Source organism: Streptomyces sp. NPDC017993, assembly GCF_044328065.1.
GTDB lineage: Bacteria > Actinomycetota > Actinomycetes > Streptomycetales > Streptomycetaceae > Streptomyces.
This window is the reverse complement of the sequence record NZ_JBIRGO010000003.1, coordinates 305,035-322,240: the sequence shown is the minus strand read 5'-3', so window position 1 is coordinate 322,240 and position 17,206 is coordinate 305,035. Positions and strand designations below refer to the sequence as shown.

10 protein-coding genes are annotated in these 17,206 nt (G+C 70.0%); 7 read left to right on the top strand and 3 right to left on the bottom strand.

Going from position 1 to position 17,206, the window contains the following annotated elements:
* Positions 1 to 213: 213 nt before the first annotated feature.
* Positions 214 to 3,621 carry a GH92 family glycosyl hydrolase gene (locus tag ACH4FH_RS06550; protein ID WP_398554615.1) on the top strand — a complete coding sequence of 1,136 codons (3,408 nt, stop codon included), beginning with the start codon at positions 214 to 216 and terminating at the stop codon, positions 3,619 to 3,621.
* A 448-nt stretch (positions 3,622 to 4,069) separates the two neighbouring features.
* Here ACH4FH_RS06550 and acnA read toward each other — a convergent pair whose 3' ends face one another.
* On the bottom strand, positions 4,070 to 6,781 hold the full coding sequence (gene acnA / locus ACH4FH_RS06545) for an aconitate hydratase AcnA (protein WP_398554614.1): 2,712 nt from the start codon (positions 6,779 to 6,781) through the stop codon (positions 4,070 to 4,072).
* 402 nt (positions 6,782 to 7,183) lie between these two features.
* On the opposite strand from acnA, the gene sigJ reads away from it, so the two are divergent.
* Positions 7,184 to 8,068 carry an RNA polymerase sigma factor SigJ gene (gene sigJ, locus ACH4FH_RS06540; protein ID WP_398554613.1) on the top strand — a complete coding sequence of 295 codons (885 nt, stop codon included), beginning with the start codon at positions 7,184 to 7,186 and terminating at the stop codon, positions 8,066 to 8,068.
* A gap of 122 nt (positions 8,069 to 8,190) precedes the next feature.
* Here the strand turns inward: sigJ and ACH4FH_RS06535 are convergent, their stop codons facing one another.
* Positions 8,191 to 8,940 carry a S16 family serine protease gene (locus ACH4FH_RS06535; RefSeq protein ID WP_398554789.1) on the bottom strand — a complete coding sequence of 250 codons (750 nt, stop codon included), beginning with the start codon at positions 8,938 to 8,940 and terminating at the stop codon, positions 8,191 to 8,193.
* Between the two features lie 385 nt (positions 8,941 to 9,325).
* Here ACH4FH_RS06535 and ACH4FH_RS06530 point away from each other — a divergent pair, with 385 nt between their 5' ends.
* Positions 9,326 to 10,855 carry a helix-turn-helix domain-containing protein gene (locus ACH4FH_RS06530; protein ID WP_398554612.1) on the top strand — a complete coding sequence of 510 codons (1,530 nt, stop codon included), beginning with the start codon at positions 9,326 to 9,328 and terminating at the stop codon, positions 10,853 to 10,855.
* Positions 10,856 to 11,005: 150 nt separating this feature from the next.
* Here ACH4FH_RS06530 and ACH4FH_RS06525 read toward each other — a convergent pair whose 3' ends face one another.
* The gene (locus tag ACH4FH_RS06525) at positions 11,006 to 12,034 is read right to left on the bottom strand and encodes a LacI family DNA-binding transcriptional regulator (protein ID WP_398554611.1); all 1,029 of its coding nucleotides are present in this window, start codon (positions 12,032 to 12,034) and stop codon (positions 11,006 to 11,008) included.
* A gap of 528 nt (positions 12,035 to 12,562) precedes the next feature.
* On the opposite strand from ACH4FH_RS06525, the gene iolC reads away from it, so the two are divergent.
* Genes iolC through iolD form a run of 4 tightly spaced genes read left to right on the top strand, consistent with a single transcriptional unit; the run spans position 12,563 to position 17,203 of the window.
* Positions 12,563 to 13,564: a 5-dehydro-2-deoxygluconokinase gene (gene iolC / locus ACH4FH_RS06520; RefSeq protein WP_398554610.1), complete on the top strand. Its 1,002-nt coding sequence runs from the start codon at positions 12,563 to 12,565 to the stop codon at positions 13,562 to 13,564.
* Positions 13,565 to 13,566: 2 nt separating this feature from the next.
* Positions 13,567 to 14,439: an aldolase gene (locus ACH4FH_RS06515; protein ID WP_398554609.1), complete on the top strand. Its 873-nt coding sequence runs from the start codon at positions 13,567 to 13,569 to the stop codon at positions 14,437 to 14,439.
* Entirely contained in the window at positions 14,436 to 15,320 is an 885-nt protein-coding gene (iolB, locus tag ACH4FH_RS06510; RefSeq protein ID WP_398554608.1) for a 5-deoxy-glucuronate isomerase, read from the top strand. Before ACH4FH_RS06515 ends, iolB begins: the two co-directional genes overlap by 4 nt.
* Positions 15,320 to 17,203 carry a 3D-(3,5/4)-trihydroxycyclohexane-1,2-dione acylhydrolase (decyclizing) gene (gene iolD, locus ACH4FH_RS06505; protein ID WP_398554607.1) on the top strand — a complete coding sequence of 628 codons (1,884 nt, stop codon included), beginning with the start codon at positions 15,320 to 15,322 and terminating at the stop codon, positions 17,201 to 17,203. Before iolB ends, iolD begins: the two co-directional genes overlap by 1 nt.
* Positions 17,204 to 17,206 lie beyond the last annotated feature (3 nt).

Sequence of the window (17,206 nt, the reverse complement as noted above, 5' to 3'; positions counted from 1 at the left end):
AAGATCAAATGCAGGGTTGGACGGGAGTCTTTCCCTAGTTGAGACCTCCCCGACATGCGGCGGATCGCGCGGCGCTCGACTCCGCCCGACCACGCGAGCGCATGTCCGACCCACGAATCGCAGCGCCACCCTTGACACCAAACTTCCCACGCACCTTACTTATCTCTGCAATACGCAACTGACAACGATGTCAATCTCGTTGAGAGGGCACGCGTGCGGCTCAGACACCGGCACAGTCCACTGCGGCGGATCGCCCGCCCCGCCGCCCTCGCGGCGGCCACCCTGCTCGTCCTCACCGTGCACGGCCCGGCGGGGGCCGCACCCCCGCAAACCCCGCGCGGAACGGACGGGTTCAGCTCCTCCTTCGAGTCCGGCGACCCCCGCCCGGACTGGACCGACACCGCGGAGACCGGCCCCGACGGCACGCCACGGGCCTCCGGCGTCAGCCCGGAGACCACTCCCGCGGCCCCCGGCATGACCACCAGGACCGACACCGGCCCCGCCGAATCCCCCACTGCCAAGGCGAACGCCGGCTTCTCCGGCGGCCATGCGCTGCGCTACGCCGGCACGCACACCGCGGACCGGCGCGGCTATGCGTACAACAAGATCTTTGACGTCAACACCCATGTCACCGCGGCCACTTCCCTCTCCTACAAGCTCTTCCCTGAGATGCGCGCCAGCGACGCCGACTACCCCGCGACCCATGTCGCCGTCGATCTCGCCTTCACCGACGGCACGTATCTCAGCGATCTGCGCGCGGTCGACCAGCACGGCGCCCCGCTGACGCCCCAGGGCCAGGCCGCTTCGAAGACGCTGTACGTCAACCAGTGGAACAACCGGGAGTCGCGGATCGGCTCCGTCGCGGCCGGCAAGACCGTCGACCGGATCCTGGTCGCCTACGACGCGGCCGAGGCCCCGCCGACCGCGCCCGCCTTCCGGGGCTGGGTCGACGATGTCTCCCTCGCCGCCAAGGCCCCGGAGAAGCCGCTCGCGCACCTGTCGGACTACGCCCGGACCACCCGCGGCACGCTGTCCAGCGGCAGCTTCTCGCGCGGCAACACCTTCCCGGCGACCGCCGTGCCCAACGGCTTCAACTTCTGGACGCCGGTGACCAACGCGGGCTCCTCCGACTGGCTCTACGAATACGCGCGGAAGAACAACGCCGACAACCTGCCCACCCTGCAGGCCTTCAGCGCCAGCCATGAGCCGAGCCCGTGGATGGGCGACCGGCAGACCTTCCAGGTCATGCCGTCCGCCGCGACGGGCACCCCGGACGCCTCGCGTACCGCCCGCGCGCTGCCCTTCCACCACGCCAACGAGACCGCGAAGCCGCACTACTACGGCGTGACCTTCGACAACGGCCTCAAGACGGAGATCACCCCGACCGATCACGCCGCGATGATGCGCTTCACCTTCCCCGGCGACGACGCGAGCCTGATCTTCGACAACGTCAACAACAAGGGCGGGCTGAGCCTGGACACCGAGCGGGGCGTCGTCACCGGTTTCTCCGACGTCAAGAGCGGCCTGTCCACCGGCGCCACCCGGCTCTTCGTCTACGGCGTCTTCGACGCGCCGGTCACCAAGGGCGGCAGGCTCGACGGCGGCGGAGGCAAGGACGTCACCGGCTACCTGCGCTTCGCACCGGGCGCGGACCGGACCGTGACCATGCGCATCGCCACCTCGCTGATCGGGGTGGACCAGGCGAAGGCGAACCTGGCCCGCGAGATCCCCGCCGGTGCGTCCTTCACCGGCGTCCGGGACGGAGCGCGGGCGCAGTGGGACGACATCCTGGGCCGTATCGAGGTCGAGGGGGCGAGCCGCGACCAGCTCACCACTCTCTACTCCAACCTCTACCGGCTCTATCTCTACCCCAACTCCGGTGCCGAGCGAGTGGGTTCGCGTACCCGCTACGCCAGCCCGTTCTCGCCGCAGGTCGGCCAGGACACCCCGACGCACACCGGCTCGAAGATCGTCGACGGTGAGGTCTACGTCAACAACGGCTTCTGGGACACGTATCGCACGACCTGGCCGGCCTATTCACTGCTCACCCCGAAGCGGGCCGGAAAGATGGTCGACGGGTTCGTGCAGCAGTACAAGGACGGCGGCTGGATCTCGCGCTGGTCCTCCCCCGGGTACGCGGACCTGATGACCGGGACCAGTTCCGATGTGGCCTTCGCGGACGCGTACGCCAAGGGGGTGCGCTTCGACGCCGAGGCGGCGTACGAGGCGGCCGTCAAGAACGCGACCGTCGCACCGTCGAATCCGGGCGTCGGCCGCAAGGGAATGAACACCTCGCCCTTCCTCGGCTACACGAGCACCGACACCCGGGAGGGCGCGTCCTGGGCACTTGAGGGGTACCTCAACGACTTCGGCATCTCCCGCATGGGCAAGGCCCTGTACGAGAAGACCAAGAAGCCGCGCTACAAGGAGGAGTCCGCCTACTTCCTCGGCCGCGCGCAGAACTACGTCAAGCTCTTCGACGACAAGGTCGGCTTCTTCCAGGGCAAGGACGGCAAGGGCAACTGGCGCCTGCCGGCGGACAAATTCGACCCGCGGGTCTGGGGCCACGACTACACCGAGACCAACGCCTGGAGTTTCGCCTTCACCGCGCCGCAGGACACCCGCGGCCTGGCCAACCTCTACGGCGGGCGGGCCGGCCTGGCCAAGAAGCTGGACACGTACTTCTCCACGCCGGAGACCGCGTCCAAGGAATTCGCCGGCTCCTACGGTGATGTCATCCATGAGATGACCGAGGCCCGCGACACCCGGATGGGCATGTACGGGCACAGCAACCAGCCCTCGCACCACATCGCCTACACCTACGACGCGGCCGGGCAGCCGTGGAAGACGCAGGAGAAGGTCCGCGAGGTGATGTCCCGGCTCTACCTCGGCAGTGAGATCGGCCAGGGGTATCCGGGCGACGAGGACAACGGCGAGATGTCCGCGTGGTACGTCTTCAGCTCGCTCGGCTTCTATCCGCTGGTCATGGGCGGAGGCGAATACGCGGTGGGATCCCCGCTGTTCACCAAGGCCACCGTCCACCTGGAGAACGGTCGCGACCTCGTCATCAAGGCACCCCGCAACAGCGCCCGCAACGTCTATGTCCAGGGGCTGCGGGTGAACGGCAAGGCGTGGAACTCCACCGCCCTGCCGCACGACCTGCTGGCCCGTGGCGGCACCCTCGACTTCGCGATGGGCGCCGAGCCGTCCGCCTGGGGCAGCGGGAAGAACGCCGCCCCGTCTTCCGTCAGCAAGGACGACGAGGTTCCCTCCCCGCCAGGCGATGTGACCGGCACGGGCGGCGGTCCGCTCTTCGACAACACCTCGGACACCTCCGCGGCGCTCACCGATGCCCCGGTCGATCTGCCCGAGGCGACCAGGGTGACGTCCTACACCCTCACGTCGGCGGACCGGGCTGCCGCGCCCTCCGGCTGGGTGCTGGAGGGCTCCGACGACGGCCACAACTGGCAGGCCCTCGACCGGCGGGCGGGCGAGTCCTTCACCTGGGATCACCAGACCCGGGTCTTCGCAGTCGACCGGCCGGGCGAGTACCGGCACTACCGGCTGGTGCCCGCCGGGAAGGCCACGCTGGCGGAGGTGGAGCTGCTCGGGGCGTCATGAATCGCCCCGAGGTACACGGGCACTGCGCAACCTTCGGATGATCACGTGACGCGTCCCCCATGGGGGCGCGTCACGTCTCTTGTCCGAATGCTTGGAGACATAGGGACTTCACCCCTCGCCATACGCGCGGGCGCTTACGGACCCGGCTCGCGACCGCGGTGCTCGTCGCCGCCCGGGCGGGCACGAGCGCGGGCACGAGCACGGGCACGGCCTTCGCCGACAGTCCACCGCCGACCCGCCGACCCGCGCCGCCGACGGAGCCTCTCCTTCTGCAAGGGCACCGGCAAGGCAGCCGCCCCATACGCCAAGCCCGTGAAGCTGCGCGGGAGCTTCGGCAGTTACCGCCTGATGTTCTGAAGGCCGCCCGGCCTCCGGTACGCGCAAGGGCCGCACCCCGGTGTCCGGGGTGCGGCCCTTCAGTCGCAGGTCAGTCCCTGCGGAGGCCCACTCAGCTGTTGATCAGCGACCGGAGCACGTACTGCAGGATGCCGCCGTTGCGGTAGTAGTCCGCCTCGCCGGGGGTGTCGATGCGCAGCTTGGCGTCGAACTCGACGTCGCCCGCGGTGACCTTGACGGTCTCGGGGATGCCGCCGTCGTTCAGGCCGGTGACGCCGGTGACCGAGAAGGTCTCCTCGCCGGTCAGACCGAGCGACTCGGCCGAGGCGCCCTCCGGGAACTGCAGCGGCAGGACGCCCATGCCGATGAGGTTCGAGCGGTGGATGCGCTCGTAGGACTCGGCGATGACGGCCTTGACGCCGAGCAGCGCGGTGCCCTTGGCCGCCCAGTCGCGGGACGAGCCGGAGCCGTACTCCTTGCCGGCCAGGATGACCAGCGGGGTGCCGGCGGCCTGGTAGTTCTGCGACGCGTCGTAGATGAAGGAGACCGGCCCGCCGTCCTGGGTGAAGTCGCGGGTGTAGCCGCCCTCGGTGCCCGACGCGATCTGGTTGCGCAGGCGGATGTTGGCGAAGGTGCCGCGGATCATGACCTCGTGGTTACCACGGCGCGAGCCGTAGGAGTTGAAGTCGCGACGCTCCACACCGTGCTCGGTGAGGTACTTGCCGGCGGGGGTGTCGGCCTTGATCGCACCGGCCGGGGAGATGTGGTCGGTGGTGACCGAGTCGCCCAGCTTGGCCAGCACCCGGGCGCCCGCGATGTCCTCGACCGGGGTCGTCTCCATCGTCATGCCCTCGAAGTACGGGGGCTTGCGCACGTAGGTGGACTCGTTGTCCCACTCGAAGGTGTTGCCGGTGGGGATCGGCAGCGCCTGCCACTGGGCGTCACCGGCGAAGACGTCCTGGTAGGACGAGGAGAACATGTCCTGGCCGATCGCGGAGGCGACGACCTCGTTGACCTCGGCCTCGGAGGGCCAGATGTCCTCGAGGTGGACGGGCTTGCCGTCCTGGTCGATGCCGAGCGCGTCCTTGGTGATGTCCACCTTCATCGAACCGGCGATGGCGTACGCGACGACCAGCGGCGGGGAGGCGAGGTAGTTCATCTTGACGTCGGGGTTGATCCGGCCCTCGAAGTTGCGGTTGCCGGAGAGCACCGAGGTGACGGCCAGGTCGTGGTCGTTGACCGCCTTGGAGACCTCGTCGGGCAGCGGGCCGGAGTTGCCGATGCAGGTGGTGCAGCCGTAGCCGACGAGGTTGAAGCCGACCTTGTCGAGGTACGGGGTCAGACCCGCACGGTCGAAGTAGTCGGTGACGACCTTGGAGCCCGGGGCGAGCGTGGTCTTGACCCACGGCTTGCGGGTCAGGCCCTTCTCGACCGCCTTCTTGGCCACCAGCGCGGCGGCGACCATGACGTACGGGTTCGAGGTGTTGGTGCAGGAGGTGATCGCGGCGACGGTCACGGCGCCGTGGTCGATCTGGTAGGTCGAGCCGTCGGGGGCGGTGACGGTGACCGGGTTCGTCGGGATGCCGTTGGTGGAAGCCGGGGCGTCGGACGCCGGGAAGGACTCCTTGCCGGCCTCCTCGTCGTCGGCGACGTAGTTGCGGACGTCGACGGCGAACTGCTGCGCGGCGTTCGCGAGGACGATGCGGTCCTGCGGGCGCTTCGGGCCGGCGATCGACGGGACGACCGTCGAGAGGTCCAGCTCCAGCTTCTCGGAGAAGTCGGGCTCGGCGGCCGGGTCGAGCCAGAGGCCCTGCTCCTTGGCGTACGCCTCGACGAGCGCGACCTGCTGCTCGGAGCGGCCGGTGAGCTTGAGGTAGTTCAGGGTCTCGTCGTCGATCGGGAAGATCGCGGCGGTGGAGCCGAACTCCGGCGACATGTTGCCGATGGTGGCACGGTTGGCGAGCGAGGTGGCGGCGACGCCCTCACCGTAGAACTCCACGAACTTGCCGACGACACCGTGCTTGCGCAGCATCTCGGTGATGGTCAGCACGAGGTCGGTGGCGGTGGTGCCGGGCTTGAGCTCACCGGTCAGCTTGAAGCCGACGACGCGCGGGATGAGCATCGAGACCGGCTGGCCGAGCATCGCGGCCTCGGCCTCGATGCCGCCGACGCCCCAGCCCAGCACACCGAGGCCGTTGACCATGGTGGTGTGCGAGTCGGTGCCGACGAGGGTGTCGGGGTAGGCCTGGCCGCCTCGGACCATGACCGTGCGGGCCAGGTGCTCGATGTTGACCTGGTGGACGATGCCGGTGCCCGGGGGGACGACCTTGAACTCGTCGAAGGCGGTCTGGCCCCAGCGCAGGAACTGGTAGCGCTCCTTGTTGCGGCCGTACTCCAGCTCGACGTTCTGCGCGAACGCGTCATTGGTGCCGAACTTGTCGGCGATGACGGAGTGGTCGATGACCAGCTCGGCCGGGGCGAGCGGGTTGATCTTCGCCGCGTCGCCGCCGAGCTCCTTGACGGCCTCGCGCATGGTGGCCAGGTCCACGACACAGGGCACGCCGGTGAAGTCCTGCATGATCACGCGGGCCGGCGTGAACTGGATCTCCTGGCTGGGCTGGGCCTGGGAGTCCCAGCCGCCGAGGGCCCGGATGTGGTCGGCGGTGATGTTCGCGCCGTCCTCGGTACGGAGCAGGTTCTCCAGCAGCACCTTCAAGCTGTACGGAAGACGGGCGGAGCCCTCGACCTTGTCCAGCTTGAAGATCTCGTACGACTCGTCGCCCACCTGCAGCGTGCTGCGGGCGTCGAAGCTGTTCGCCGACACGACAGTCTCCTTCATGCATGAAATTCGCGCGTACCACCGCAATCCTGCCGTCACAGGCCCTTGCCCATCCGCTAAGGTGTGCCTAAGTTAGGTACGCCTTACTGGCGCGGCAGCGGTACGCCTCTCCGTAGATATCTCGATGTCGAGATAACTCTAGTACATCACCGCGCCGAGGTCATGCCCTGGCCTGGCCTCTTTCTCCGGGAGTCGGCGCCCCCACCCCCGCGGGCAGGGAATATGCCGCAGAGACCCGCCGACGACCGCTTCGTCCCCTCGGCTCCGAAGCCCCCGGCATCCGTCCATAGGGCGGGCGGGGGCGCGGACCTCTGCGTATCTTCATGTCACACGGCCTGGGCCGGGTCCGTCACGTCCGTGACGGACCGCTACGGAGGAATGGCAGCGATGGACGAACGTGACCGGTTGGCGGAGCGCTTCGAGGAGCACCGTCCCCATCTGACAGCGGTGGCCTACCGGATGCTCGGATCGCTGAGCGAGGCCGAGGACGCCGTCCAGGAAACCTGGCTGCGGACCGAACGGTCCGGTGTCGACGGGGTCGAGAATCTGGGCGGCTGGCTGACGACCGTCGCCGGGCGGATCTGTCTGGACCAGCTGCGCACCCGCAGGACGCTGCGTGAGGATCCGCTGGAGACCCATGTGCCCGAGCCGGTCGTCAGCCGCGCGGACGGCATCGATCCCGAGCAGGAGGCCGTGCTGGCCGACTCGGTGGGCCTCGCGCTGCTCGTCGTGCTCGACACCTTGGCTCCCGCCGAGCGGCTCGCCTTCGTCCTGCACGACATGTTCGCCGTCCCGTTCGACGAGATCGCCCCGATCGTCGAACGGACTCCGGCCTCGGCCCGGCAGCTCGCCAGCCGCGCACGACGCCGGGTCCAGGGCGCCGCGCCGGCGCCGGACACCGACCTCGCCCGGCAGCGGAAGGTGGTCGACGCCTTCCTCGCCGCCTCGCGCCAGGGCGATTTCGACGCACTGCTCGCGGTCCTCGACCCGGATGTGGTGCTGCGGGCCGACAGCGGCGAGGCGATGCCGAGCCTGTCGAAACTCGTCCGCGGGGCACGGTCGGTGGTGGCTCAGGCGCTCACCTTCTCCAAGGCCGCCCTGCTCGCCCGCCCCGCGTTGGTCAACGGCGCCCCGGGGCTCGTCACGTTCCGGGAGGGGGAGCTGCTCTCGGTCATGGCCTTCACCGTCGTGGGCGGCAAGGTCGTCGAGATCAACATCCTCGCCGACCCGGCACGCCTCAAGCGGCTCGATGTGAGCCGGCTCGACGGCTGAGGACGGACCGTGGCCGTACGCGGGGCGCGAGGGGGCGCGCCCCGCGTACGGGGCACGAGGGGCGCGTGGCCAGGGGCGGTCGGCGGGCTACGGCGGCCGCCGGCTCGGGTCAATCACCCACGTCAGCAGCTCGGGACCGCGCCGCCCTTGTTCAGGGCGGTCAGCGCCTGCACGGCGCTCTTCAGGCTCGTGACGGGTATCAGCCGCAGCCCGTCCGGGGCGTTCTGCGTCCTCTCGCACTCCGCCTTCGGGAGAAGGAAGACGGTCGCACCGTCCCGCTTGGCGGCCTGGGTTTTCAGCGCCACCCCGCCGACGGCTCCCACCGTCCCCTTCGCGTCGATGGTCCCGGTGCCGGCTATCGTGCGGCCGCCGGTCAGCTCGCCGCCGTCGCCGTCACCGTCCAGCTTGTCGACGATGCCGAGCGAGAAGAGCAACCCGGCGCTCGGCCCGCCCACATCGGCGAGGCTCAGCCTCACCTTCACCCGGTCCGGGTCCTCGCCCAGATACCCGAGCGCGGCCGTCGTCGCGGTGTGCTGGGAGTCCTTCATCTCGGCGGTGTTGTGCTCGGCTATCTCCGCGTCGGTTTTGCCGGGCGGGAAGACCGCGTCCCTGGGCATCACCGCACGGTCCGTACGGAACCACCCGTCGATCACCTCACCCAGGCGGATCTCGGTGCGCGGCGCGGTCGCGACGATCGCCGTCATCCGCAGCTGACCGCTGGTCTCACGCGCCGGAGCGCCGGTGAGGGAGATGACGTCCTCGCCCTGATACTCCCCCAGCACATTCGTGCTCTGGCCCGGCCGGGCGAGGGAGTACGGAAGCGGCGCGAGCCCCGCGACGGCCAGCAGCGCCGCGACCGGGACGGCGGTCAGGGCGAGAGCACGGGGGCGCGAGGAGACTCCGTCACCGCAGGGGGCTCCCTCACGGGAGGAGGCACCGTCGCGCGAAGAGGCTCCCTGACGGGAAGGGCGAGTGATCACGCCGCTCAATGTAACTGCCGTGCGTGAGAGGGCCGCAGGCCCGTCCGGCTCACGCCGGAGTGGGAGACGCCTGCCTCTCCGGGCGGGATACGGCCGAACGTGTGCAGTTCGAGCCTGGTGACAGGTGGCCACCGGAGGGCGCGCACGCCGTCGTGCCCGACGACAGCCGGACCACCGGCAGCGATCACGCAAACCGACGCGTACAGGGCAGCCACGCGACGACGCACAGGACCGCCGCCTCCACGTATTCATCTCATATCTGAGATACGGTCGAGTTATGGCAGACGACTACCTCGTACGCATCGGCAGGCTCATCCGCGACGCCAGGCAGCATCGCGGCTGGACACAGACGCAGCTGGCCGAGGCGCTCGGCACCAGTCAGAGTGCGGTGAACCGCATCGAACGCGGGAATCAGAACATCAGCCTTGAGATGATCGCGCGCATCGGCGAAGCCCTGGACAGCGAGATCGTTTCGCTCGGCTACGCCGGCCCGATGCATCTGCGCGTGGTCGGCGGGCGACGACTGTCCGGCAGCATCGCCGTCAAGACGAGCAAGAACGCCTGCGTGGCGCTGCTTTGCGCGACCCTCCTCAACGCCGGCCGGACAACTCTGCGCCGGGTGGCCCGGATCGAGGAGGTCTACCGCATCCTCGAAGTGCTCGGCAGCATCGGCGTCCGGACGCGGTGGATCAACGACGGCAACGATCTGGAGATCATCCCCCCGGCCGAGTTGAACCTCGACACGATGGACACCGAGGCGGCCCGCCGCACCCGCAGCGTCATCATGTTCCTCGGCCCGCTGCTGCACCGGATGGACCACTTCAAGCTGCCGTACGCGGGCGGTTGCGACCTCGGCACCCGCACCGTCACGCCGCACATGACGGCCCTGCGGCACTTCGGTCTGGAGATCACCGCGACCGATGGCACCTACCTCGGCCAGGTCGACCGCAGCGTCTCCCCCAAGCGCGCGATCGTGCTGACCGAGCGCGGCGACACCGTCACCGAGAACGCCCTGCTGGCGGCAGCCCGGAACGACGGCGTCACGGTCATCCGCAACGCCTCCTCCAACTACATGGTCCAGGACCTGTGCTTCTTCCTGGAGGAGCTGGGCGTCCGGGTCGACGGCATCGGCACCACCACGCTCACCGTCCACGGCGTCGCGCACATCGACCGCGACGTCGACTACGCGCCGTCCGAGGACCCGGTCGAGGCGATGAGCCTGCTGGCGGCGGCAGTTGTCACCGAGTCGGAACTGACGATCCGCCGGGTCCCGGTGGAGTTCCTGGAGATCGAGCTGGCCGTCCTGGACGAGATGGGCCTGGACCACGAACGCAGCGCGGAGTACGCCGCCGACAACGGCCGCACCCGGCTGATCGACCTGACGGTCCGGCCCTCCAAGCTCCAGGCCCCGCTGGACAAGGTCCACCCGATGCCCTTCCCGGGCCTCAACATCGACAATGTCCCCTTCTTCGCGGCCATCGCGGCCAGCGCCCAGGGCCAGACCCTCATCCACGACTGGGTCTACGACAACCGCGCCATCTACCTCACCGACCTCAACCGCCTCGGCGCGCAGGTCAAACTCCTCGACCCGCACCGCGTCCTGGTCGACGGCCCGACCCGCTGGCGCTCCTCGGAAATGATGTGCCCCCCGGCCCTGCGCCCGGCCGTCGTCGTCCTGCTGGCCATGATGGCCGCCGAGGGCACGTCGGTCCTGCGCAACGTCTATGTCATCAACCGGGGTTACGAGGACCTGGCGGAGCGACTGAACTCGATCGGCGCGCAGATCGAGATCTTCCGGGACATCTGATCGCGTTAGGCCGCCACCCCCAACTGACGTGCAACGAAGTGCAATTGAGCGGGGGCGGCGGCGCCCGTGGGACTTCTCCGGACATCGCCGCTCCGGTCCCCGCTGATGCTCCGGGTCCCGCCCCGCCGGGTTCCGTACGGGCCGAGTGGATCAGCGGGGCTCGGCCACGGTGGCGCGTACGACGAGGTGGGGGGTCAGGACGACCTCGCGGGGGTCGGTGCGGCCTTGATCGAGGCGTTCCACGGCGGCGGCCACCGCGTACCGGGCCTGCTCCGCGGCTCCCTGACTGACCGTGGTCAGGCTGAAGCAGCTCAACCGGGAGAGGGTGTCGTCGTCGTAGCCGGCCACGGACACCTCACCGGGGACGGCGACGCCGGCGCGCGCGAGGGCGGCCAGGACGCCGATGGCGCACTGGTCATTGAAGGCGACGACGGCGGTCGGCAGGTCGCCGGAGTCGAGGAGGTGGTGGGCGGCGCGTTCGCCGGCCGCCTCGGTGTTGTCACCGCGCAGAATCCTGAGGTGCGCGTCCAGGCCGTGCCGGCGCATGGCGGTGCGGTACCCGCGGCGCCGGTCCGTGGCGATCACGCCCTTGCCGCCGTCGACGTGCGCGATGGCACGGTGCCCCAGCGCCACCAGGTGGTCGACGATCTTGCCGACCCCTTCGTCGTCCGCGCTGCGGACCACATCCAGCTCCCCGTCCGCGATCCGGCGGCCTACGACGATGACGGGAGCCTTGCGGTCGAGGGCTGCGAGCGCGTCGGCGGGTGCGGTCGGGCCGAGCAGGATCAGGGCCTCGCTGCGGAAGGCCAGCAGCGTCTCGACGGCGGTGTGCTCGTCGCGGGTGCGGGTCTGGGTGCTGAGGACCAGGTCGTAGCCGACCTCCTCGGCGGCCGTGTGCAGGTGCTCGACCAGTTCGGCGTGGTACGGACTGTGGACGTCGACCATGACGCCGAGCAGCCGGGTGCGCCTGCTGGCCAGCATGCTTGCGGTGCGATCCACCTGGTATCCGAGGTCGGCGGCCGCCTTCAGGACCCGCTGCCGGGTGCGCTCACTGGGGCCGGACACCCCCCGCAGCACCAGGGAGACGGAGGCGGTGGACACACCCACGCGGGCCGCCACGTCCTCCAGCCGCGGACGCTTCGTGCCGTTCCGGCGACGCTCGGACCCGACCTCGTCCACTTCTGCCTCCCGGCCAGATCTCCTTGCGCAACGCCCTTGACACGCTCTCGAAACGAGTAGATAGTACCAGAAATTAAATCGCTTTAAACGGCCTCGCCGCTCGACCGAAGCCCCTCGGGGATCCGTCGGAGCCGGGCCGGCCGCGGGTCCACGCGCCCCGGCCGGCGGCGAGGCGTTGCGTTCCCCGGCAACGACCCACGATCGACTCGCGATCGCTGCCGCCAGGAACCGCCGCCGGTCGGCGCCGGCGGCGCGAGCCACACCTGCGCCGCTCATGGCGGCACCCGCTCGGGCCCCGGTCGTCGACGCGGCGCCCATCTACCCGATGAGCCACCCCATCGCGGCAGCCCTGGGCTCCCGCCATCGCCGACCCCGCACCGACCGAGCCACGCACATCACGTCGCGAGATCTCGTAGCGACAACCTATTGACATGACATTTGAGCGCAGGCATCGTTCTCGGCCGAGAGTGCTTTAAAGCGCTTTAAGACGCCGTCCCCGGAGTCTCCGGAGCGAAGGGAAACCGTGAAATGCCGTTGGAAGTACTGACCATGGGCCGCGTGGGAGTGGATGTGTATCCACTCCAGACCGGCGTGGGTCTGGCGGAGGTCACCTCGTTCGGCAAGTACCTCGGCGGCAGCCCGACCAACGTCGCCGTCGCCGCCGCCCGCTACGGGCGCTCCTCGGCCGTGGTCACCAAGACGGGACGCGACCCGTTCGGTGACTTCGTCCGCACCGCCCTGGAGGGGTACGGCGTCGACACCCGCTTCGTCGGTAGGTCGGACATCGGGCCGACCCCGGTGACCTTCTGCGAGATCTTTCCGCCCGACGACTTCCCGCTGTACTTCTACCGCCTGCCCAAGGCTCCTGACCTGGACCTGCGCCCGGAGGAGCTGGATCCGGCCGCCGTACGCGAGGCCCGGATCCTCTGGGTCACCGGTACCGGCCTGAGCGAGGAGCCGAGCCGCTCGGCAACCCTGGCCGCCCTCGCGCAGCGGGCGAAGTCCGGGACGACGGTCTTCGACCTCGACTGGCGGCCGATGTTCTGGCCCGGTGACCCCAGCGGCAGCCGCGGCGGGGCCGACCAGGCACGGGCGTACTACGCCGAGGCCCTGCGCCACACCACCGTGGCCGTGGGCAACCTCGACGAGTGCGAGGTGGCGACCGGCGAGCGCGAGCCGTACGCGGCCGCCAAGGCCCTTCTCGCCGCGGGTGTCGAGCTGGCGGTGGTGAAGCAGGGCCCCCGGGGCGTCCTCGCGATGGACCGCGACGGCACCACGGCGGAGATCCCGCCGGTCCCGGTCGAGGTCGTCAACGGCCTGGGCGCCGGTGACGCGTTCGGCGGCGCGCTCTGCCACGGCCTGCTGTCCGGCTGGGACACCCCTCGCACGGTGTCCTTCGCCAATGCCGCGGGTGCGCTGGTCGCCGGGCGGCTCGCCTGCTCCGACGCGATGCCGACCGAGGCCGAGGTCGAGAACAAGCTCCGCACCGCCGGCCGCGGCGCTGCCCACGAGCCGAACCGAGAGGTGTGACCGTGCCGAGTGACAAGGTGAGCCGGATCGTGGACACCAGGGTCAAGGACCCGGGTGCCATCGCGGCGGCGGCCGCCCGGCGGGTGAGGGCCACGTCACCGTTCGGCGAGCACGGCAAGGCGATGATCATCGCCGCCGACCATCCGGCGCGTGGCGCCAACGCGGTGGGCTCCGATCCGTCCGCGATGGCCGACCGCTTCGCGCTGCTGGAACGGATGTGCGTCGCCCTGGAGCGGCCCGGTGTCACCGGCGTCCTCGCCACCGCCGACATCCTTGAGGACCTGCTCCTCCTCGGTGTCCTCGACGGCAAGAGCGTCTTCGGCTCCATGAACCGGGCCGGGCTCGCGGGCTCGGTCTTCGAGATCGACGACCGCTTCACCGGGTACGACGCGCAGACGATCGCCACGATGGGCTTCGACGGCGGCAAGATGCTCACCCGGATCGCCCTCGACGACCCGGCGACCCCATCCGTCCTGGAGAACACGGCCCGCACCGTAGACGAGCTGAATGGTCGTCAACTCATCGCGATGGTCGAGCCGTTCCTGTCCACCTGGCAGGACGGGAAGATCCGCAACGACCTGTCCCCGGACGCGGTCATCAAGTCCATCACCATCGCCTCGGGCCTCGGCCGGCGCACCGCCTACACCTGGCTGAAGCTGCCCGTCGTCGACGACATGGAGCGTGTCCTCGCCTCCTCGACGCTGCCGGCGCTGCTGCTCGGCGGTGAAGTCAAGGACGCGGACGCGGCGTTCGCCTCCTGGGGCAAGGCGCTGAAGCTGCCCACCGCACAGGGTCTGACCATCGGCCGGTCCCTGCTCTACCCCGCGGACGGCGATGTCGCCGGTGCCGTGGACCGGGCGGTGAGCCTGCTGTGAGCAAGTACCACCTCCCCAAGGGGGCGTCGGCGGACGGCGCGTACGACCTCGCCATCACCCCCGAGTCGGCGGGCTGGGGCCATTCCGGCCTGCGGATCCTCACCCTCGGCCCGGGAGAGGCGCACTCGCTGTCCACCGCGGACTCCGAGATCCTGGTGCTGCCGCTGAACGGCGGCTGCACCGTCACCGTCGAAGGCGGACCCTTTTCCCTGCACGGTCGCAGCGACGTGTTCGCCTCGGCCACCGACTTCGCGTACCTGCCGCCCGCGTCGGAGGCCCTGATCAGCAGTGCGGCCGGCGGGACGTTCGCACTGCCTTCGGCCCGTACGGAGCAGGGTGGCCTCTCCGCCAGGTACGGGCCCAAGGAGGCCGTGCCGGTCGAGTTGCGCGGCGCGGGCGCCTGCTCGCGTCAGGTCAACAACTACTGCCTGCCGGGCACCTTCGACGCCGACCAGCTCCTGGTCTGCGAGGTACTCACGCCCGGCGGCAACTGGTCCTCGTATCCCCCACACAAGCATGACGAGGCCCGTGTCGGCGCCGACGGCAGCCCCGTCGAGAGCGAGCTCGAGGAGATCTACTACTTCGAGGTCCGGGGCGAGCACGGCTTCGGCTACCAGCGCGTGTACGGGACCCCGGACCGCCCCATCGAGGTGTTCGCCGAGGTGCGCTCCGGCGACGCCGTGCTCATCCCGCACGGCTGGCACGGCCCGTCGATCGCCGCACCCGGCTACGACCTGTACTACCTCAACGTCATGGCGGGTCCTGGCCAGGACCGCGCCTGGCTGATCTGCGACGACCCGGCACACGGATGGGTGCGTACGACGTGGGAGTCCCAGGACGTCGACGACCGGCTCCCGTTCGATGCCAAGGAGACCGACTGATGGAAACGATCAGGCTCACCACGGCCCAGTCCCTCGTCCGCTTCCTGGCGAACCAGTACAGCGAGCGCGACGGGCAGGAGCAGCGGCTCATCCCCGGCGCCTGGGGCATCTTCGGGCACGGGAACGTGGCCGGAATCGGTCAGGCGCTCCTGCAGGCGGAGCTCACCGAGGAGGCCGACCTCCCGTACTACCTGGCCCGCAACGAGCAGGGCATGGTGCACGCGGCGGTGGCGTTCGCGAAGATGCGCGACCGGCTCTCGGCCTTCGCCTGCACGGCCTCCACCGGTCCCGGCTCGACGAACATGATCACGGGTGCGGCCCTGGCGACGACCAACCGCCTGCCGGTGCTGCTGCTCCCCAGCGACATGTTCGCCACCCGCGCCGCCGACCCGGTCCTCCAGCAGCTGGAGGACGCCCGGGGCGGGGACGTCACGGTCAATGACGCCTTCCGTGCCGTGTCGAAGTACTTCGACCGGATCCAGCGGCCCGAGCAGCTCATCCCGGCCGCGCTCGCCGCGATGCGGGTCCTGACCGACCCGGTCGAGACCGGTGCCGTCACGCTCGCGCTGCCGCAGGATGTGCAGGCCGAGGCGTACGACTGGCCGGTCGCGTTCTTCCGGCGCCGGGTCTGGCACGTGGGCCGCCCGGTGCCGGAACCGCAGGCGGTCGAGCGGGCCGCCGCCCTGCTGCGGGGCGCACGGAAGCCGCTGATCGTCGCCGGTGGCGGCGCCGTCTACTCCGGCGCCGAGACCGCGCTGCGGGCCTTCGCGGAGGCCACCGGGATCCCGGTCGCGGACACCCATGCCGGCAAGGGTGCGGTGGCGTGGGACCACCCGTACGCGGTGGGCGGCATCGGCTCGACCGGGTCGTACGCCGCCAACGAGCTGGCGAGGGAGGCCGATGTCGTCGTCGGCATCGGCACCCGGTACTCCGATTTCACCACCGCGAGCCACACCGTCTTCGGCAACCCGGACGTCACCTTCGTCAACCTCAACGTGGCTCGTCTGGACGCCGTGAAGCACTCGGCGGAGCCGCTGGTCGCCGATGCGCGGCTCGGCGTGGAGGCGCTCGCGGGGGCGCTCACGGACTGGGAGGTCACCCCGGCCCACCGTGAGCACACGCGCCACCTCATCGCCCGTACGAGGGAGATCGAGGAGGAGTGCTTCGCACCCGGCCGGAACACCGGCGAACTGCCGGCCCAGACCCAGATCCTCGGCGCGCTCAACGAGACGCTCGGCGACCGTGACGTCGTCATCAACGCCGCCGGGTCCATGCCGGGCGACCTCCAGCAGCTGTGGCGGGCCCGGGACCCGAAGGCGTACCACGTCGAGTACGCGTACTCCTGTATGGGCTACGAGGTCGCGGCCGGGGTTGGCGCGAAGATGGCGGACCCTTCGCGTGAGGTCGTCGTGCTGGTGGGTGACGGCTCGTATCTGATGATGGCTCAGGAGATCGTGACCATGGTCTCCGAGGGCCTGAAGGTCATCATCGTCCTCGTCCAGAACCATGGCTTCGCGTCGATCGGCTCGCTGTCCGAGTCGCTCGGATCCCAGCGCTTCGGCACCAAATACCGCTTCCGCAACGGCGATTCGGGACGGCTCGACGGCGACGTGCTGCCGGTCGACCTCGCCGTGAACGCCGCCTCGCTCGGCGCCGACGTGCTGCACGCCGCGACCGTCGAGGAGTTCCGCGCGGCGATCGAGAAGGCGAAGGCCGCCGACCGCACCTCCGTCGTACACGTCGAGACCGATCTGTACGGGCCGAACCCGCCGGGGCACGGCTGGTGGGACGTGCCGGTCAGCCAGACCTCCGCCCTGGAATCCACCCGTCGCGCCTACGACACCTACGCCTCCCAGAAGCAGTCCCAGCGCCACTACCTGTAAGGA